This window comes from Streptomyces yaizuensis (assembly GCF_034961445.1).
Lineage (GTDB): Bacteria > Actinomycetota > Actinomycetes > Streptomycetales > Streptomycetaceae > Streptomyces > Streptomyces yaizuensis.
Window position 1 is genome coordinate 185,700 of the sequence record NZ_BSBI01000001.1, and the last position, 19,542, is coordinate 205,241.

Sequence of the window (19,542 nt, forward strand, 5' to 3'; positions counted from 1 at the left end):
TCCTGGGTCGCCCCGTCGATGCCTGGCGCGTCGGCACCGGCGCCCACGCAGTCCGCGCCCGCGACGCCCGCGATGCCCGCGACGGTGCTCGGCGCAGGCCGCGAGGGCGCGTCGGCCGCGCTGTTCGTCCTGGCTCCGGTCCCGAGTCGCGCGTCGGCAGGTGTCCTGGCGGGGACGGTGCCCGGCCACCTGGCCGTCCCCGTTCGCCCCGGTGTTCCGGCTGCTCCGGCGGTCACCGGCGGGGCGCATGCCGTCATCCGGCGCCTGGCGCGCAGCGGTTCTGCCCGCCCCGGTGGGCGCTCCCGGGCGACGGTACGGACACCGCCGCCGTTCTTCGCCCCGCGCCCCGCCGGGCCGTCGTACCGAGACGTGTTCGGCGCAGGCCGCGAGGGCGGGCCGGCCGGTATTCCGGTCGCTGTCCTGTCAGGAGGGAGCCCCCGATGACCACGAACCCGACCCCACCCCGGACGCCCCCGATGTCCGCTTCGCCGTCCGTGCTGCCCTCCGTTCCGGCCTCCGTTCCGGCGTCCGCTTCGATCCCGGCACCGCCCGCCGCACACCCCGCCGGGCCGCCGCCGCACCAGCCGAAGGCACCGATGACCCCGATGAACTCGATGACCGCGATGACCCTGCATCAGACCGTCGCCCGGACCGCCGCCCTGGACCCCGGCCGCCCCGCCGTGGAACACGGGGGCCGCGTCACCACGTACGGCGAACTCGACGCCCTCGCCAACGGTTACGCCCACGCGCTGGACTGCCCGCCCGGCTCGATCGTCGCCGTCGCCCTGGACCGGTCGGCCGCGTACGTCGCCGCCGTGCTCGGAGTCCTCAAGGCGGGCTGCGTCTTCCTGCCGATGGACCTCACGGTCCCGCGCGCCCGGCAGGACACCATCCTCGCCGACGCCGCGCCCGCCGCCGTCCTGACCGGGGCCACCGCCCCCGCCGCCACGCCCGCCGCCCCCGAAGGCGTCCCCGACGAAGCCCTCGCGTACTGCGTCTACACCTCCGGATCCACCGGAACCCCCAAGGGCACCCTGCTCACCCACGAGGGGCTGGGCGTCGTCGCCGCAGCGCAGCGCACCGTCCTCGGTGCCCGGCCCGGGGACCGGGTGGCCCAGTTCGCCTCGCCCGGCTTCGACGCCTTCGTCTTCGAGCTGAGCATGGCCCTCTCCCACGGCGGCACCCTGGTCCTCGTCCCCGGGCCGGTCCGTGCCGACCCGGCCGCCCTGCGGGACTTCCTCGACCGGGAGCGGATCACCTTCGCCGTGCTGCCCCCGGCCGTCGTCACCGGACTGAGCCGCACCGCCCCCGTCCCCGGTCTGCGCGCGGTCGCCGCCGCCGGGGACGTGCTCCCGGCCGCCGCCGTACGGGCCTGGCCGCACCCGGGCCGGCTCTTCAACCTCTACGGGCCCACCGAGGCCACCATCTGGTCCACCGTCCACGTCTGCGACCCGGCGGACCCGGGGGAGAGTGTGCCGATCGGCCACCCCGTACCCGGGGTCGGCGTCCATCTGGTGGACGGTGAGATCCTGCTCAGCGGACCCGTCCTCGCCCGGGGCTATCTGGGCCGCCCGGAGCTGACCGCCGAACGGTTCACCGCGACGGCCGGGGTACGCGCGTACCGCACCGGCGATCTGGGCCGGCGGCGGGCGGACGGGGCGATCGAGTTCCTCGGCCGCCGTGACCACCAGGTCAAGGTGCGCGGCTTCCGGGTGGAGCTGGGCGAGATCGAGGCCGCCCTGCGCGCCCAGCCCGGTGTGACCGACGCCGTCGCCCTGCCGGCGGGGGACGCCGGGGACCATCTGCTGGCGTTCGTGGTCCCCGAGGCCGTCGGCGACCTGCGGGCCCGGATCGCCGGCGTCCTGCCCGACTTCATGGTCCCGGCGCGGGTACGGGCCCTGCCCGCCTTCCCGCTGACGCCCAGCGGCAAGCCCGACCGGGCGGCGCTCGCCGCCCTCGCCGCGACCACCGCCCGCGCGCCTGGGTCGCAGCCGCCGCGCACCCCGCACGAACACGCCGTCGCCCGCCTCTGGTGCGACGTCCTGTCGCTGCCCGACTGCGGGGTCCACGACCCGTTCCACGCCTGCGGCGGACACTCGCTGGCCGCCGTGCGGCTCGCCGACCGCATCACCCGGGAACTGAACGCGCCCGTCACCGTGATCGACGTCCTGGAGCGGGGGACGGTCGCCGAACTCGCCCGGCTGGTCGCCGCCTCCGCTTCCGCCTCCGCCCCCGCTTCCGCCTCCACTTCCGCTTTCCCTTCCGTCCCCGTCGACCCCGTCCGGCCCTCGCGCACCCCCGGCGGGCCCGTCCCCGCCTCCGCCGCGCAACAGCAGGTCGCCTACGCCATCGAGGCCGACGGCAGCGCCCGCGCCTACGTGGCCCGCGCCCGGCTGACCCTGCGCGGCCCCCTCGACGTCCCCGCGCTCGTCGCCGCCCTGCGGGAGACCACCCGGCGGCACGAGATCTTCCGTACCCGGTTCGTACCGGTCGACGGCGTCCTCACCCAGCGGATCGAGGAGACCGCCGACGTCCGCGTGGAGATCCACGACGCCCACGACGGGAGCGTCGACGAGGACGCCGTGTGGGAGTCGCTCGTGGCCGACGTGGTCGACCCCACCACCCTGCCCCTGGTCCGCTGGGCCCTGATCCGCCGCGCCCCCGGCGAACACGCCCTCCTCCACGCCGAACACCACTACGTCCACGACGGCTGGTCCTACCGGGTGTTCCTGGACGAACTGGCCACCCTGTACGCGGGCGGCCGGCCGCCGCAGCCCACGCAGTTCGCCGAGTTCGCCCGCCGCCAGCACGCCTGGCTGGAATCCCCCGCGGCGGCGGAGCTGGACGAACGCTGGCGTACCGTCCTGCGCGACGCACCACCCCCGCCCGCGCTCGCCGCGCTGGGCCCCGGCAGCGGGGAGAGCCGGGGCCGCGTGCTGCGCCGCACCCTGCCCGCCGCGACCACCGCCCGGGTCGCCGAGGTCGCCGCCCGCCTGGGCGCCACCCCCTTCCAGGTGATGTTCGGCGCGTTCGCGCTGCTGCTCTCCCGCTACACCCGCGCCGACGACCTGCTGCTCGGCACCACGGTCGCCAACCGCACCACGGCCGAGTGGGAACGCGTCATCGGCATGATCGTCAACGCGGTCCCGGTCCGGGTCCGCGCCGAGGGCGCCCGCACCGCCGGGGACGTGCTGCGCGCGGCCCGCGCCGGGCTCCTCGACACCCTGCGCGGCGCCGAACTCCCGCTCTCCAGGATCGTCGCGGTCACCGGCACGTCCGCGCCCCGCGTCCTCTTCAGCGAGCACTCCGCGCTCACCGGCGAGGTCCCGTTCGCCGGGCTCGCCGCCGAGGTGGACGAAGCCCTCGCCAACGACACCGCCAAGTTCCCGCTCAACGTGACGGTGATCCCGCGCGCGCGGGGCACCGAACTCCTGGTCGAGTACGCGCCCGCACGGTTCGACGACACCCGCGTGGACCGGCTCACCACCGCCTACCTGGACCTGCTCGGCGCGCTCCACGACGGGACGGCCCTCGCCGAGGTCGACGCCTTGGTGCCCGCCCCCGGCCCCGGCGCCGCCGGCAACACCTACGGACGGCCCTGGCACGGCGGGGCCGCCGCCCGCTTCGCTGCCCGTGCCGCCCGCCACCCCGACCGCACCGCCGTCGTCGCCGGAGCGGCCCGGTGGACCTACGCCGAACTCCTGCGCCGCGGCGACGCGTACGCCGGCCGGCTGACGGCGGCCGGGGTGGGGCCCGGGGACCGCGTCGGGATCCGGCTGCCGCGCGGCCCCGAGGTACTGGCCGCCACGCTCGGCGTGCTGCGCACCGGCGCCGCCTATGTGCCGCTCGACCCGGACCAGCCCGCCGCCCGGACGGCCGACCTGGTGGCGCGGGCCTGCCTGGCCGCGCTGGTGGACACCCCCGCGCCGGCCGACCCTTCCGTCCCGGCCGACAGCCCCGCTCACGCCGGTACCCCCGTCGGCCCGGACACCCCCGCCTACGTGAGCTTCACCTCGGGCTCGACCGGCGCCCCCAAGGGCGTGGTCGTCCCGCACGCCGCCCTGGAGAACGTCCTCGACTTCTTCCACGGCCTGGCCCCGGACCGCTTCGCCCGGACGCTCGCCCTCACCCCCACCACCTTCGACATCGCCAACCTGGAACTCCTTCTCCCGGTCTGCCACGGCGGCACCGTCGTCATCGCCGACCGCGACCAGGCCCGCGACGGCGACGCGCTCCTCGGCCTCGTCGCCGACGAGCGGGTGACCGCCGTCCAGGCCACCCCCGCCACCTGGCGGCTCATCACCGCCGCCGACCGCTGGACCCGGTGGAACGACCCCGGCCTCCTCGCCCTCTGCGGCGGCGAGGCCCTGCCCGTCGGACTCTCCCGCGCCGTCCGCGCCCGCGTCCGCGAACTCTGGAACGTCTACGGGCCCACCGAGACCACCATCTGGTCCACCTGGCACCGCTGCGACGGGAGCGCCCCGGGCCCGTACGAACCCATCGGCGCCCCCATCGCCCACACCGCCGTCCACCTCCTCGACCCGGAGGGGCTGCCCGTCCCCGACGGCGCCACCGGCGAGATCCACATCGGCGGTGCCGGTGTCGCCCTCGGCTATCTCCACCAGGAAGGACTGACGGCAGAGCGGTTCGTGCCCGACCCGTACGCCCCGCAGCCGGCACCCATGTACCGCACCGGCGACCTGGCCCGGCGCGGCCCGTACGGACTGGAGTTCACCGGGCGCGCCGACGACCAGGTGAAGATCGGCGGGCACCGGGTGGAACCGGGCGAGGTCGAGGCCGCGCTGCGGGCCGTGCCCGGTGTGACCGACGCCGTGGTCCTGGCCCGGACCACCCCGCTGGGCGAGGCCGAACTCGTCGCGTTCGTCACCGGCCGGGCCGAGGCCGTACGCGAGCGGCTGGCCGAACGGCTCCCCGCCCACCTCCTGCCCGCGTCGGTCCACCCGGTCGCGGCCCTCCCGCTGACACCCAACGGCAAGGTGGACCGCAACGCCCTGCTGACGGGCGCCCGGGACACCGCACCCGATGCCGCACCCGATGCCGGGTCCGACGCGGGGTCCGACACGGGGACCCCATGGTCCCGGCTGGCCGGGCTGATCGGGGAACTCCTCCCCGACCGGACCCCGCGCCCCGGGGCCCCCTTCACCGCCCAGGGACTCCACTCCCTCGCCCTGATGCGGCTCGCCGCCCGCTGCCGCCGGGAGTACGGGGTCGCGCTGACCGTGGCCGAGGTGCGCGCCTGCGGCGCCCCCGCCGCCCTCGCCGCCCTGCTGGCCACCCGGACCGCCGCCGCACCCGACCCCTACTCCGCCCCCGAGCCCGTCGCGGTGGCCGAACCTCCGTCGCGGGGCGGTGACCTGACACCGTCGTCCGCCCAGCAACGGCTCTGGGCGATGTGCCAGGCGCCCGGCGTGAGCGCCGCGTACCACATCCCGGTACGGCTGCGGCTCACCGGCCCGCTCGACACCACCGCCCTGTGGGCGGCCCTGGAACGGCTCGTCGAACGGCACGAGGCCCTGCGCACCACCTTCCCCGAACGCGACGGCGCCCCCGTCGCCCGGATCGGCCCCGCCCGGATCGGCGCCGACGACGGCACCCCCTTCGACCTCGCCGCCGGACCGCTGATCCGGGCCGGGATCACCCGCGAGTCACCCCGCTCCCACCGGCTGACGATCACCCTGCACCATCTGGTCGCCGACGGCTGGTCCGTCGACCTCCTGCTGGGCGAACTCGGCCCGCTCTACCGCGCGTACCGGGACGGCACCCCCGACCCGCTGCCCCCGCCGGCCAGGCCCGCCGCCCGCTCCGGGAAGGGGGAGTACTCGGGGGAGTACCCGGGGGAGCGGTACTGGCGGGAGACGCTGGCGGACGCGCCCACCGTCCTGGAACTCCCCGCCGACCGGCCCCGGCCCCCGCGCCAGGACCACCGGGGCGGGCTCACCGCCCGCACCCTCGGCCCCGACCTCACCCGGCGGATCGCCGCGTTCGGCGCCCGCCACGGCACCACCGCGTTCGAGACGCTGACGGCGGCCTGGGCGGCCCTCCTCTCCCGGCTCTCCGGCCAGGACGACATCGTCATCGGCACGCCCGTCGCCGACCGCGACCACCCGGGTCTCCACGACACCGTGGGCTTCCTCGTCAACACGCTCGCCCTGCGGTACGACACCTCCGGCGACCCGACGGTGGGGGAGTGGGCCGCGCACGTCCGCGACCGCACCCGCGCCGCGCTCGCCCACGCCGACGTGCCCTTCGACCGCGTGGTGGAGCTGGCCGCCCCCGTCCGCAGCCCGGCGCACGGCCCCCTCTTCCAGGCGTTCGTCGCCTGGCAGGACCGGCCCGCCGGACCCGACCTGCCCGGCGTCACCGCCGAACCGCTGCCCCGGGAGACCCACACCACCGCCAAGTTCGACCTGTCCCTGCACCTGACCGACCTCGGCGACCGGATCGACGCCGAACTCGAATACGCGACGGCCCTGTTCGACGCCGAGACCGCCGAACGCTGGCTCGGCCACTGGCACGTCCTGCTCGACGCCCTCCTCGCCGCCGGCAATGAAGGTGCCGGTGGCGAACGGCGGATCGGCGAACTGCCGTTGCTGACCCCGCAGGAGTACGAGCAGCAGATCAACGGCTGGAACGCCACCGAGGCCCCCTTCCCCGACCGCTGCGTCCACACCTGGTTCGAGGAGCAGGCCGCCCGCGTCCCGGACCGGACCGCGCTCCGCCACGGCGACGTCTCCCTCGGCTACGCGGCGCTCGACCGCCGCGCCGACCGGCTCGCCCGCCGGCTGCGCGCCCACGGCGCCGGCCCCGGCGACCTGGTCGCGATCTGCGCCGAACGCGGAATCGACCTGGTCGTCGCCGTGCTCGCGGTCCTCAAGTCGGGTGCCGCGTACGTACCCCTGGACCCCGCGCACCCGCCGGCCCGGCTGCGGCTGCTCCTCGACGGCAGCGCCCCCGTCGCCCTCGTCGGCACCCCGGCCGCCACCGGCGCCCTCGACTGGCCGGGACCGGTGCTCGACCCCGGCGACACCGGTACGGACCCGGACCCCGGCCCGGACCCCGGTCCGCTGCCCGCCGCCCGCCCAGACGACCTCGCCTACGTCATCCACACCTCCGGCTCGACCGGCGTCCCCAAGGGCGTCCTGGTCGAACACCGCTCCGTCAGCAATCTCCTCGCGGACTGGTTCAGCCGGTACGCCCCGCCCCCGGAGGGCTTCACCACATCGCTGTGGACCAGCCCCGGCTTCGACGTCTCGGTCCTGGAGATGTTCACGGCCCTCGCGGGCGGCGGCACCCTGCACATCGTCCCCGACGAGGTCCGCACCGACGCCGGGGCCATGGTCGACTGGCTCCGCACCCACCGGATCGACCGCGCCTACCTGCCACCGTTCCTGGTCCGCGCCCTCCCGGACGCCGAACCGCTCCCCCTGCGGCTGCTCCTCGTCGGCGTCGAACCGCTCCACGAGGCGTCCCTGCACCGGATCCTCGCCGCCACCCCCGGGCTGCGGATCGTCAACGGCTACGGGCCCACCGAGGCCACCGTCCTGTGCACCCTCCACGACACCCCCGGCGACCACGACCGGCCCGCCCCCATCGGCCGGCCCATCGCCAACACCCGCGGCTATGTCCTCGACACCCGGCTCCGCCCGGTGCCCGTCGGGGTCCCCGGCGAGCTGTGCCTCGCGGGCGCCGGGCTCGCCCGCGGCTACCTCGGCCGCGACGACGACGCCTTCACCACCGACCCGTACACCGGCGGACGCCTGTACCGCACCGGCGACCTGGTGCGCCGGAACGCCGACGGCACCCTGGAGTTCCTGGGCCGCCGCGACGAACAGATCAAGATACGCGGCCACCGGGTCGAACCGGGCGAGATCGCGGCGGCGGTCCGCGCCTGCCCCGGCGTGGTGGACGCGCAGGTCGTACCCCGCGACGGGACGCTCATCGCCTACTGCGTCGGCGACGTCGAACCGGCGCTCCTGCGGACCCGGCTGGCAGCCCGGCTGCCCGCCGCCCTGGTACCCGCCGCCTATGTCCGGCTGCCCGCGCTGCCCCTGCTGCCCAGCGGCAAACCGGACCGCGCGGCACTGCCCGAGCCCGCCGAAGGGGACTACGCCCAGGCCGCGTTCGCCCCGCCCGAGGGGGAGACCGAACAGGAACTCGCCCGGCTCTGGGCCGGGCTGCTCCCCACCTCCCGGATCGGCCGCGACGACGACTTCTTCGCCCTCGGCGGCCACTCCCTGACCGCCGTACGGCTCACCGCCGCGATCCGGCGGCACTTCGACGCCGACCTCACCCTCGCCGACGTCTTCGCCCACCCCACTCTGCGCGCCCTGGCGCTCAGGGTCGTCGACCTGGAACTGGCCTCGTTCGACCCCGGCGAACTGGCCGCCCTCCTCGCCGAGGCCGGGCGCGAGCCGTGAGTGGCCCCCGGCGGTGCTCCGGGCGGCCGGAGACCCACGCACCCCTCAGGACACCCAGCACTCCCAGCACTCCCAGGACAGCACGGACAGCACGGAAGGACGCACGATGAAGGACACGCTCGTGGTCGAGGGCGGCCCACTGGTCGTCACCCCGGACGGCTCACGCGATCTGCCCGCCGTGGCCGCCGCCCGCCGCGCGGAGATCGAGGAGCGGCTGACCGCGCACGGAGCGGTGCTCTTCCGGGGCTTCGACGTCGCATCGGCCGAGGAGTTCGCCCGCTTCGGCGAGGCCGTCTCCCCGCAACAGCTCGACTACGTCTACCGCTCGACCCCGCGCTCGGCCGTCACCGACGGCGTGTTCACCACCACCGAGTACCCCGCCGAGCAGGAGATCCCCCTGCACTGCGAGAACGCCTACCAGCGCACCTGGCCCCTGAAGCTGGCCTTCTGCTGTCTGGTGCCCGCGACCACCGGCGGCGAGACCCCACTCGCCGACCTCCGCACGGTCACCGCCGCCCTCGACCCCGCCCTCCTGGAACGCTTCGCCACCCGGGGCGTGCGCTACACCCGCCACTACCGGCCGTACATCGACATCCCCTGGCAGGTCGTCTTCCAGACCGAGACCCGTGAGGGCGTCGCCGCGTACTGCGCCGAGCACGACATCGACCACACCTGGCTCGACGACACCACCCTGCGCACCGCCCAGACCAGCCAGGGCGTCGCCACCCACCCCCGCACCGGCGAACGCGTCCTCTTCAACCAGGCCCATCTCTTCCATGTCTCCAACCTGCCCCCGGAGACCGCCCGGGGCCTGCTCTCCCTCTACGGCGAGGAACGACTCCCCCGCAACGCGAGCTACGGCGACGGCACCCCCCTCGCCCCGGAAGACCTGGCGGCGGTCCGCCGGGCCTTCGCGGACGCCGCCGTCGCCTTCCCCTGGGAGACGGGCGACGTCCTCCTTGTCGACAACATGCGGATGGCCCACGGCCGCCGCCCCTTCACCGGGCCCCGGCGCGTGGTCGCCAGCCTGATGGCTCCCTCGGGGTGACGCCTCTTTTGTAGGCTCGGTTCGCCTCCGGGGCACACCCTGCACGGGTGCGGCCCCTGTCCGGTGCGGCATGCGCCGTCGGGTCACGGGCATCCGACGCACCGCCCCGGCGCCAGGGGCCGTTTTCGGCCGGACCGCGCACCGCGGACCGTGGAGCGGGCCTGCGGACCCGAGCGGCGTACGTCGCCCGGGCAGGGCGTCCCAGCAGTCCGCGCTCCACGCCCACCGCACGAGCCGCTGCCAGGGCCCGCGCCCGGATCCAGCCGACGGGCGGGCTTCCCGGACATCCGTCCCTGCATCCTGGACACCTGTCCAACACACCCGGAGCAGACAGGAGTACCCATGGAGACGACGGCGAACATCCTGGTCGGCCTGGTGGCCGCCTTGCACATATACATCCTGGTCCTGGAGATGTTCCTGTGGGAGAAGGGGCCGGGCCTCAGGCTCTCCGGTTTCGACGCCGACCTGGCCCGCGCCACCGCGCCGCTGGCCGCGAACCAGGGTCTCTACAACGGGTTTCTCGCGGCCGGACTGATCTGGGGCCTGATCGCCGGTGATCCGACCGGATTCCAGGTCAAGGTCTTCTTCCTGTCCTGCGTGCTGGTCGCGGGCGTGTACGGCGGCGCCACCGCGAACCGGCGCATCCTCATCGCGCAGGCGCTGCCCGGCGCGCTGGCCCTGGCCGCCGTCCTGGGCGCCGGGTGACGGTCCCTCCGGCGGACCCACGGGCCGCCCGGACCAGGGCCAGGCTGCGCCAGGCCCTGTTGGACGAGTGCGCGCGGCGCCCACTGGCCGAGGTCAGCGTCGCCGTACTGGTCCGCAGGGCCGGGGTCGGCCGCGCCACGTTCTACCTCCACTACGGCGACCTGGACGCCCTGGCCGTCGACGCCTGTGCCGACGTGGTCCGCGATGCGGTGGACGCCCTCCACGCCTGGCACGGGACCCCGGACCCGGCGAGTCCGCCGCCTGCCCTGGCCGCCTTCTTCACCGCCCTGGCCCCGCACGCCGCCCTCTACCGGGCGCTGCTCAGGCCCGGCGGTGGCGGTCCCCTCGGCCAGGTGCTCCATCGGGATCTGCGCGCCCGCAGCCGTGCCGAGCGCGCCCTGGCCGGGGCGGACCGGCCCGATCTGATCGCCTCGGCCGTGGCCGCGACGTTCGCCGGTGTGCTCGCCGACTGGCTGCACGGGCTCATCGAAGCCACCCCCGATCAGATCACCCACCGGATCTGGTGTCTGCTCGTCACCCTGCACCGCGCCCGCCTGCCCTGACGGTCCCGGCCGGTGCCGGACCGCCCCGGGCAGCCCCGGAGGCGGTCCCGGATCGGTCAGCCCGCGCCCAGCAGCAGCCCGATGCCCACCGCCATGACCCCCGCCGCCGCGACCCGGGGCACACCGAACCGCTCGCCGAAGAACAGCGCCCCTATCACCGCGCCGACCACGATCGACGACTCCCGCAGCGCCGCCACCGGTGCCAGCGGAGCCCGGGTCTGGGCCCAGAGCACCAGCCCGTACCCGGCGACGGCCATCGCCGCGCCCACCAGCCCCCGGGCCGCGTACGGCCGCAGCGCCGGCAGCAGACCGGACCGCAGCCGGTACCAGGCATATCCGGCGATCGGCACGCCCTGGAGGATCAGCAGCCAGGCGAGGAAGCCCAGCGGTGAGCCGGACTCCCGTACTCCGAGCCCGTCCACGACCGTGTACGCCGCTATCGCGAGACCCGTGGCCCCCGCCGCGCCCAGCGCGGGCCAGTCCGGGCGGGTCCCCGTGCCCCGCAGCCCCCACAGGGCCACGCCCGCGAGCCCCAGCGACACGACGGCCACACCCGCGAACTGCGGCCCGTTCAGCGACTCGCCGATGAACAGCGCCGCCACGGCGCTGACCACCAGCGGCGCCGTTCCCCTCGCCACCGGGTACATCTGCCCGAAGTCACCGAGGCTGAAGGACTTCGTCAGCAGCCACTGATAGCCGATGTGCAGCACCGCCGAGGCCAGGAGATAGGGCAGGGCCGCCGGCGGCGGGAAGGGGACGAAGAAGGCGAGGACCACCCCCATCGCCGCCGAACCGCCCGTGATCAGGGTCATGGCCGCGAGCCGGTCGCCGATGGTGTGCAGGAGCGCGTTCCAGGACGCGTGGACGATAGCCGCCGCCAGGACGGCCGCGACGACGAGAGAGGTCACTCGGAGCGTTCCCGCACGTCCACCACGGTGCCGCCGGCGTACTTGATCAGCGAGGCGGTGTCGAGGGGGAAGACGGCGTGGGGGGTGCCGGCCGCCGCCCAGACCACCGGATGGTCCAGCAGCCGCCGGTCCGCGAGCACCCGGGTGCGGGTGACGTGCCCGAACGGCGGTACGCCGCCGATGGCGTAGCCGGTGGTCCGCCGCACCAGGTCCGCGTCGGCCCGCCCGACCCTGTCCGCGCCCAGCTCCTCCCGTACCCGCTCCACGTCGACGCGGGACGCCCCGTCCATCAGCACCAGTACCGGGACCCCGTCGGCGGTGAAGATCAGGGACTTGACGATCTCGCCGGCATCGCAGCCGATCGCGGCCGCGGCCTCGGCCGCCGTGCGGGTCGCGTCGGGGAACCGGCGGACGGGAACGGTCAGGCCCAGCGCGCGCAGGGCTTCGGCGAAACGGGGGTGGGCCGCGGAGTCATCAGTGCTCATGCCCGGTCAGGTTAGTGGTACCGGTACGCTCCACGCGAGAGAGATCCACGCCGGTCCCCGCCCGCGCGGCCGCCCCGGCCCCGGCACTGCCGCGGTCTCGGGAAAGGCGGCGGTACGGAGTGACGGAGCACGAGGCACTGGCCCTGGCGGAGAGCTTCGGACGGGCCGCTTCGCCCGACTGGGACCCCTGGGGCTTCACTCTGCGCGTCAGGGCCTTAGGCCGTCTCTTACGGATCTTGCTGGGGCTCGCGTGCCCTGGCACCGCACCTCGCCGCGTTGTCGTCAATCGCCGCTGCTCCGCAGGGACTCATTCCTCCGCCTTGCGATGCACGGCACCAGACCCCGCTCACTTACCCAGCCTGATCCGTAAGAAACGGCCTAGCTGTCCTGCGACGCGTACGTCGTCTGTGTGTACTCCGCCCGCCGGGGTCCCGACGGGCGGCCGGCCAGGATCGGCGGCAATTCCCCGATCATGGTCAGGAGGACGGACGGCGTGTGCCGCTTCATGAGCGTGAGCGAGTTCCACCGGAGGAGGGCCAACCGGCGCTGAAGGCGGGCCCGAAGCCCCAAGGGCCGGGGACACAGCACTTCGGGGTATCGGCGGTCGGGAGCCCCGTGGCCCCGGGCCTGCCGCATCAGGCCAGCCGGCGTATCTCCCCCCGCACCCGGTAGAAGCCGCCCGGCGACGCGTGCAGCCCGTCGACCACGTACCGCGCGCCCGGCTCCCGGATCCCCCGGGGGAACTGCACCTTCCAGGAGGTGTCGTAGCCCTCGGACACCACGTGCACCCGCAGCCTGCCGCTCTCCTGGAAGCACTCCACCACGATCCCGCCCGCCGCCGACCCGCGCACGGTCGTCAGCTGCGCGGCCGAGACCGCCGGGGTGTAGGTCGGCAGCGCCTCCGCCGACTTCACGTCCCGCGCCACCGGCACCGTGCCCCGCTGCGCCGCGCCGATCGCGGCCTCGCTCGCGTCCACGCAGACCAGGGAGCCGTCGGTGGTCACCATGTACAGCTTCTCGCCCAGATACTGCATCGACAGGGCCGAGCCGCCGCCCGTGCCCAGCTTCCACAGCCGGGTGCCCGCCGCGTCGAAGCAGTAGACCGAGGAGGACGAGTCGCCCGCGAACACATAGGCGCCGTCGGGCGAGGTCGCACACGAGTACACCGCCGTGTCGCAGCGGTAGACGGCCTCCACCGCGCCGGTCGCCTTCGACAGGCGCTGCACCACATGGCGGCCCGTCCCCGCGTACACCGACGCGTCCTCCTGCCAGCCGAACAGCACCGACCCCTGCGTCGGCGTGTGCCACAGCTCCCGGCCGCCGTCGGTGGCGTACGCCGTGACACCCCGGCCGTGACCGTGGTAGACGGCCCGGGTGTCGGCACGGACCATCCAGGCGTGCAACCCGGCCGAGCGGCGGGCCCACTGGTGCTCCTCCTCGTGGTCGATCACGGTGAGACCGCCCTGCGCGTCGGACACGTGCAGCACTCCCTCCCGGATGTCCAGCCAGAAGATGTCCACGTCGTCCGCGATGTCGTACGCCCCGAACGGGACCTTCGACGACAGGTCGTAGACCGTGCCGTCATCGCATCCGGCATAGATCCAGAACTCGTCCGCGACCAGGCACTTCACCCCGTCCGGCAGCGAGTAGCGGGCCAGCACCTCCCCGCTGTGGCTGAGGGTGTGCACATCGCCGGCCTGATTGCCGACCCAGCAGCGGTCCTCGTCGATGTGGATGCCGAAGGCCGCCGAACCGGTGCGGAAGCGCCACAGCACCGGCGCCACCGCCCGCGCCGTCGAAGGCGCCGACGCCACCTGGCGCCGGGTCACCGCCCGGGCCGCCCGCGCGCCCCGGACCGCCGGGGCGTAGCCCTTGCGCACCTTCTCGCCGACCTTCTTCGCGGCGGCCGCCCGCGCCTTCTCCTCGGTCGGGAAGCCGGTGATCTGCGTCTGCCCGTCCGCGCCGATCCGGCCGTACCGCACGCTGACCACCGTGCCCTCCACGACGACCTCGTAGAACTTGTGCGCGCTGCCGTCATCCTGAGACAGCTCCAGATACGTGGTCGTACGGGACACGACGCACCCCTCCCCGGGACGGGGACCGAGGCTTTTCCGCCCGGTCCGCTTGTGGGAAAGAACGCTACGACCCCCCACTGACAATCGCCCCCGGACCGGCTCTGATCAGCGGGTTCCGTGGCGAGGCACGCCGGTGCCCGGGCCCGGTGCGCAACGGGGGCACGCGCCGGACCCGGGCCGTGGCGGGCTTCCTGACGCGTTTCCCTACCCCACCTCCGCCCGGCCCGCCAGGGTGTCCGCCGGGACGAACCGCAGGTCCTGTTCGAGCAGCCCTTCGAGGACGGCGGGCAGCGCCGCCACGCTCTGGCGGCGGTCCCCTCCGCCGTCGTGCATCAGGATCATGGACCCCGGCCGGGCGTGGTCGAGCACCGTACGCGCGATCTTCTCGGGGCCGGGGCGGGCCCAGTCCCAGGAGTCGACGTCCCAGAGCGCCAGGGCGGGCCCGCCGGTGAGGAGCTCGCCCAGGGCCTGCGGGGTGCGCGCCCCGTACGGCGGCCGGAAGACCGTCGGGACCCGGCCGACCGCGCGGTCGAACGCCTCGTCGGTCCGCTCGATCTGGAGCCGGAACTGATGTCCGGTCAGGTCCGGCAGGAACGGGTGCGACCAGGTGTGATTGCCCAGGCTGTGGCCCGCGTCGACGATCCGCCGCACCTCGTCGGGGAGCGCGTTCACATGCAGGCCCACGCAGAAGAAGGTGGCGTGGACCCCGTACCGGGCGAGGATGTCGAGCACCTGCCCGGTGTAGACCGGGTCGGGCCCGTCGTCGAAGGTGAGGGCGATCTCGGGGCGGTCGCGCGGGCCGTGCCGGAACCAGCGGCCCTCCCGGACGAGCGCCGACTCGTGGGCGGCGCTGCGGCGGATGTCACCGTGGTAGTCGTCGTCCCGCCCGGTCTGCCCACCGCCCTCCGCCGTCAGCGGGGAGAGGGACGCGAGATCGGTCCTGGCCCGCTCCGCCAGGGCGCGCGCGGGCACGGAGCCGAAGTCGGGCCGTTCGGGCAGCACCCAGGGATCGGCGCGGTAGACCGTGAGGCCGGCCGCCGTCAGCAGCCCGTCCACCAGGCCGCCCGTGCTCTCGATCACCACGGCCCGGGGCGGCCCGGACCGCCCGCCCGGCGCCTGGAGCCATGCGGCCAGCTCCGGCACCCGCTCCGCTCCCCAATGGGTCGGAGCCAGCGCCCGGTTCCCCTCCGCGTCGATGACTTCCACCTCGTATCCGTCGGCGGACCAGGCGATTCCCGCGTACACCATGCGTACTTCCTACTCGCTCGCCCCGGGCGGCGCGATGCGCCCCGGGGGCCGGACGGTTGTGCCGGGCACCGCCGGGAAGCCGGTCCGGACTCGTCCGTTCCGCCGGGCCGCCCACCCCGCCGTGCGGGGGAGTGCGGCGGAGGCGGGCGCGGCTGCGCGCGGGAACGGACGGATGCGTAACGGCGTTGCGAGCGGGCCCGGTTGGGCATCCCGGTGCCCCTGCTGTCTTACGGGGCGGGATGCGGGCCGAGCGGTGGCCGGAGTCGGACAACGGCTCCGGTGTTCTGCTGAGTTGGACGCTTGCACCCCATCTGACGAGGGGTTTTGTCTTTATGCTCGGAGGGTGGCGGGGCTCGGCCAACGCGTCCGATCCCCACCGATGTCCACGAACTCTCCATCATTGCGACACAAGTGCGACACCGGCACGCTATTGTTCGCATGCCCCGCCGAAGGTCCAGACCATATCCAAGGGCAACAAGCGTGCGCCATGCCCGTGAACGTCTCCTGTGCCACCGCATCCCCGGGCCGACCGCCCCTGGGGACCACGCTCCTGGAGGACACCATCAACGCCCAGCCCCCACCGTTGACCGTCCCCGACCTCCTCGACTCCCGGGCCGCGAAACAGCCCGACCGGGTCGCGATCGAGGTACGCGGCGGTGGCGCGCTCACCTACGGCGCCTGGCGCGAGCGGGCCGTCCGCGCCGCCCGGGCCCTGGCGGGCGCCGGAGTCGGGCCCGGTGACCTGGTCGCCCTGCGCTTCACCGACCAGGAGTGGGACCGGTACGCGGTGGCCCTCCTCGCCGTCCACTACGCCGGGGCGGCGGCCCTGCCGCTGCGGGCCGGCCTGACCGAGCCGGAGGCCGCACGGCTCGCGGCGATCTCCGGGGCGACCTCCGTCCTGCGCGGCGCCGAACTGCCACCCCTGGAAGGGCCCTTGGGCGGGCCGGCGACGGACCGGCTGCTGGCCGACGCCGAAGCCGCCGGGGTCCCCGAAGCCGCCGGAGCGGCCACCGCCGCTCGGGCCGCCACGGCCGGAGCCCCCGCCGGAGCCGGGGAGCGGCCCGTCGCGCCCGGCGGCACGCCCCCCTGCCGCCCCGCCCCCGGCGACCTCGCCCAGGTGATCGGCACCTCCGGCACCACCGGCGACCCCAAGGGCGTACTCGCCTCCCACGCCAACCTCACGGCGGGCCAGCGCCTCGACCCACGCCCCAGGCCCCACGCCCACTCACGCCATGCCCTGCACTCCTTCCCCATCGGCACCAACGCCGGCCAGATGATGGTCATCAGCGCCCTCGTCGGCGCACCCACCGTCGTGGTCCTCCCGCGCTTCGACGCCGACGAGTTCGGCCGCGCCATCGAGGAACTGGGCGCCGGCACCGTCTTCCTCGTCCCCTCCATGGCGATCGAACTGCTCAACTCCGGCGTGGCCGACCGGCGCGACCTCTCCAGCGTCCTGCTGCTCGGCTCCTCCGCCGCGGCCCTCCCCGCCCCCGTCGCCCGGGCCCTCGCCGAGAAGCTGCCGAAGGCCACCGTCGTCAACGTCTACACCTCCTCCGAGGCCGCGCCCGCACAGCTCTCCGCCGTCGTCGGCCAGGCCCCGCCCGGTGCGGTGGGCCGCCCCACCACCCCCGGGGACCTGCGGATCCTCGGCCCGGACGGCACCCCCGTACCCCCCGGGGAGACCGGCGAGATCTGGCTGCGCCAGCCCGGCCCCCCACGCTCGTACGCCGGCGACCCCGCCGCGGGCGCCGACGTCTTCCGCGACGGCTGGGTCCGCATGGGCGACCTCGGACGGCTCGACGCGGACGGCTATCTGCACCTCGTGGACCGCGAGAGCGACGTCATCAAGTCCGGCGCGCTCAAGGTCTCCACCCTCCGGATCGAGGACGCGCTGCACGAGCACCCGGACGTCGCGGACGCGGCGGCGCTGGGCGTACCGCATCCGGTCATGGGGTCCGTGCCGGTCGCCGTCGTCGTCGCCGCCACCGGTCTGGACCTCGACGCGCTCCGGCTCTTCCTCAGCACCCGCCTCGCCCGCGCCGAACTCCCGGTCCGCATCCTGCTCGCCGACGACCTGCCGCGCAACGCCACCGGCAAGGTGGTCAAGCGCCGGCTGCGCCCGCTCTTCCCCACCGACGAAGGCCGGGCGGCGGGACCGGTAACCGAGGCCGCCGTGACCGCCCCGTCCTCCGCCGGGCCGCCCCGCACCGCCACCGAGCTGCGCCTCGCCGCGATCTGGCAGGAGGTGCTGGGCCGCCCGGTGCGGGACGTGTCCGACGAGTTCTTCGCCCTCGGGGGCGACTCCTTCCGCGCCGTGCACCTCGCCACCGCCGTCGCCGCCCGGTTCGGGGTCGAGGCCGGGGCCGGCCTCGTCTTCGGCCGCCCGTCGCTGCGCGCCCAGGCCGCCTGGCTCGACGAGGAGGCCGGGGCCGCCGCCACGACCGGGACCCCCGTGGGCACCGCCCCGGCGGGCCCCGCACCCGAACCGGTGCTCCCGCCCTACCTGAGCGCCCTGCGGGCCCAGCGCCACGACATCCCGCTCACCAGCCAGCAGGAGAACTTCCTCGACTGGATGGCCGAGGAGGACGGCCGCGACGTCGGCGCCGTCACCGCCCTCTTCCGGGTCGCCGACCGGCTGGACCGCCCCGCGCTCGGCCGGGCCCTGTCCGCGCTCGTGGCGCGCCATCCCGCCCTGCGGACCCGCTTCGTCCCCGTCCCCGGCGGCGTACGCGGCCTGGCCCGCACCGTACTCGACGAGGAGGGCCGCGCCAGGATCACCCTGCGGGACGCCCCCGGCGCCACCGACGAGGAGGTGAACGCCCTGCTCATCGCCGAGCGCGACCGCCTCACGGACCTGGCGGCCGACCCGGTGGCCCGCCTGCTGGTCGTCTCCCGGGGCCCGGAGGACCACATCGTCCTGCTCGCCGTGCACCACATGGTCGCCGACGGCTGGTCGATCGGCGTCCTGCTGCGCGAACTCGGCCTCGCCTACGACGCCCTGCGCCGGGACCGCACCCCCCGGCTGCCCGAACCCGCCCTGTCCTACCCGGAGCTGGTGCGCTGGGCGGGCGACCGGTGGGAGAGCGGCCGGCGGCACTTCGCCACCGCGCTCGCGGGCGCACCGTCCGCGCTCGACCCCTTCCCCGGGCGGCGCACCGTCGACCACGTCCACACCGTGGCCCACCCCTTCACCGTCGCCTCCGGACCCGCCGGACGGCTGCGGGAGCGCGCGGCGGCCCTCGGCGTCACCCCGTTCATGGCCGTCGCCGCCCTGTGGAGCGGGCTGCTCACGGCCCGCAGCGGCAGCCCGGACCTGGTGCTCATGACCCCGGTCCCCGGCCGGCCGAGGCCCGAGGCCCAGCAGGCCGTCGGCTGTCTGGTGCAGTCCCTGCTGGTCCGCGTGGACTGCTCGGGCGGCCCCGGCTTCGCCGAACTCGCGGAGCGGGTCAGACGGGCCGCCACCGGGGCGCTCGACCACCAGATGTACCCGTACGCCGAGTTCAAGCCGTCCGTGGTCGCCTTCCCGGCGTGGCTGCGGTACGAGAGCTGGGCCGCCGACGCCCATCTCCCCGGCCTGCGCTGCGAGCCGTGGGAGCTGCCGCGCGGCACCACCGTGCCCTGGCCGCTGCCCGGCGGGGACCTCGGGGTGCCCGAGCTGACCGTGGTCGAGCAGCCGGACGGGTCCCTGAGCTGCTGGATCCAGTACAACGCGCTCGCCTTCGAGAAGCCGGTGATCACCGCGCTCGCCGACGACTTCCACGCCGCCCTGACCGCTGCCGCACCCTGACCGCCTGCCGCCACCCCCTGCCGCTCGCTGCCGCACCCTGACCCGCTCGCCCGCCCGTGCCCGCCGGCCCGTACCCCCGTACGCCCGACTCCCGACCCGTGACTCCTGACCGCCCGGCCCTGTCCTGACCCGACAGGACCCGCACCGCACCGGCCCGACCACCGCCCTGCCCGGCCACGGCCCCTGCCCGGCCGGGTCCCTCCCGCGCCACCACCGGCCGTCACCGGCACCCGGCCACCGCCGCTCCCCGTTCCCCCGGCACGACCACCGCCGGCGTTCCACCCC

The 19,542-nt window shown here is 75.4% G+C and carries 9 protein-coding genes; 5 read left to right on the top strand and 4 right to left on the bottom strand.

From position 1 onward, the window contains the following. Positions 1-440: 440 nt before the first annotated feature. From SYYSPA8_RS00640 to SYYSPA8_RS00655, 4 genes are all read left to right on the top strand, one after another. Entirely contained in the window at positions 441-8,438 is a 7,998-nt protein-coding gene (locus SYYSPA8_RS00640; protein ID WP_323444869.1) for a non-ribosomal peptide synthetase, read from the top strand. A gap of 106 nt (positions 8,439-8,544) precedes the next feature. Then, a complete protein-coding gene (locus SYYSPA8_RS00645) occupies positions 8,545-9,486 on the top strand; it encodes a TauD/TfdA family dioxygenase (RefSeq protein ID WP_323444870.1) in 942 nt (313 codons plus the stop codon). A 342-nt stretch (positions 9,487-9,828) separates the two neighbouring features. Beyond that, on the top strand, positions 9,829-10,191 hold the full coding sequence (locus tag SYYSPA8_RS00650; protein WP_323444871.1) for a DUF1304 domain-containing protein: 363 nt from the start codon (positions 9,829-9,831) through the stop codon (positions 10,189-10,191). Next, entirely contained in the window at positions 10,188-10,754 is a 567-nt protein-coding gene (locus SYYSPA8_RS00655) for a TetR/AcrR family transcriptional regulator (protein ID WP_323444872.1), read from the top strand. Before SYYSPA8_RS00650 ends, SYYSPA8_RS00655 begins: the two co-directional genes overlap by 4 nt. A 56-nt stretch (positions 10,755-10,810) precedes the next feature. Here the strand turns inward: SYYSPA8_RS00655 and SYYSPA8_RS00660 are convergent, their stop codons facing one another. The 4 genes from SYYSPA8_RS00660 to SYYSPA8_RS00675 all read right to left on the bottom strand — a co-directional run bounded on the left by SYYSPA8_RS00660 (position 10,811) and on the right by SYYSPA8_RS00675 (position 15,470). Then, the gene (locus SYYSPA8_RS00660) at positions 10,811-11,662 is read right to left on the bottom strand and encodes a DMT family transporter (protein ID WP_323444873.1); all 852 of its coding nucleotides are present in this window, start codon (positions 11,660-11,662) and stop codon (positions 10,811-10,813) included. After that, positions 11,659-12,147: a YbaK/EbsC family protein gene (locus SYYSPA8_RS00665; RefSeq protein ID WP_323444874.1), complete on the bottom strand. Its 489-nt coding sequence runs from the start codon at positions 12,145-12,147 to the stop codon at positions 11,659-11,661. The genes SYYSPA8_RS00660 and SYYSPA8_RS00665 overlap by 4 nt, the downstream gene beginning before the upstream one ends. Positions 12,148-12,782: 635 nt before the next feature. Continuing rightward, a complete protein-coding gene (locus SYYSPA8_RS00670; protein WP_323444875.1) occupies positions 12,783-14,222 on the bottom strand; it encodes a WGR domain-containing protein in 1,440 nt (479 codons plus the stop codon). Between the two features lie 204 nt (positions 14,223-14,426). Further along, entirely contained in the window at positions 14,427-15,470 is a 1,044-nt protein-coding gene (locus SYYSPA8_RS00675) for a polysaccharide deacetylase family protein (RefSeq protein ID WP_323444876.1), read from the bottom strand. A 487-nt stretch (positions 15,471-15,957) separates the two neighbouring features. On the opposite strand from SYYSPA8_RS00675, the gene SYYSPA8_RS00680 reads away from it, so the two are divergent. After that, positions 15,958-19,257 (top strand): AMP-binding protein, encoded by a 3,300-nt coding sequence (locus SYYSPA8_RS00680; protein WP_323444877.1) that lies wholly within the window; start codon positions 15,958-15,960, stop codon positions 19,255-19,257. The last annotated feature ends 285 nt before the right edge of the window (positions 19,258-19,542 follow it).

What these genes read in the sequence shown, in the direction of transcription:
- SYYSPA8_RS00680 (WP_323444877.1), top strand. Translation starts at nt 15,958, where the DNA reads ATGCCCGTGAACGTCTCCTGTGCCACCGCATCCCCGGGCCGACCGCCC.
- SYYSPA8_RS00665 (WP_323444874.1), bottom strand. Translation starts at nt 12,147, where the DNA reads ATGAGCACTGATGACTCCGCGGCCCACCCCCGTTTCGCCGAAGCCCTG.
- SYYSPA8_RS00640 (WP_323444869.1), top strand. Translation starts at nt 441, where the DNA reads ATGACCACGAACCCGACCCCACCCCGGACGCCCCCGATGTCCGCTTCG.
- SYYSPA8_RS00650 (WP_323444871.1), top strand. Translation starts at nt 9,829, where the DNA reads ATGGAGACGACGGCGAACATCCTGGTCGGCCTGGTGGCCGCCTTGCAC.
- SYYSPA8_RS00675 (WP_323444876.1), bottom strand. Translation starts at nt 15,470, where the DNA reads ATGGTGTACGCGGGAATCGCCTGGTCCGCCGACGGATACGAGGTGGAA.
- SYYSPA8_RS00645 (WP_323444870.1), top strand. Translation starts at nt 8,545, where the DNA reads ATGAAGGACACGCTCGTGGTCGAGGGCGGCCCACTGGTCGTCACCCCG.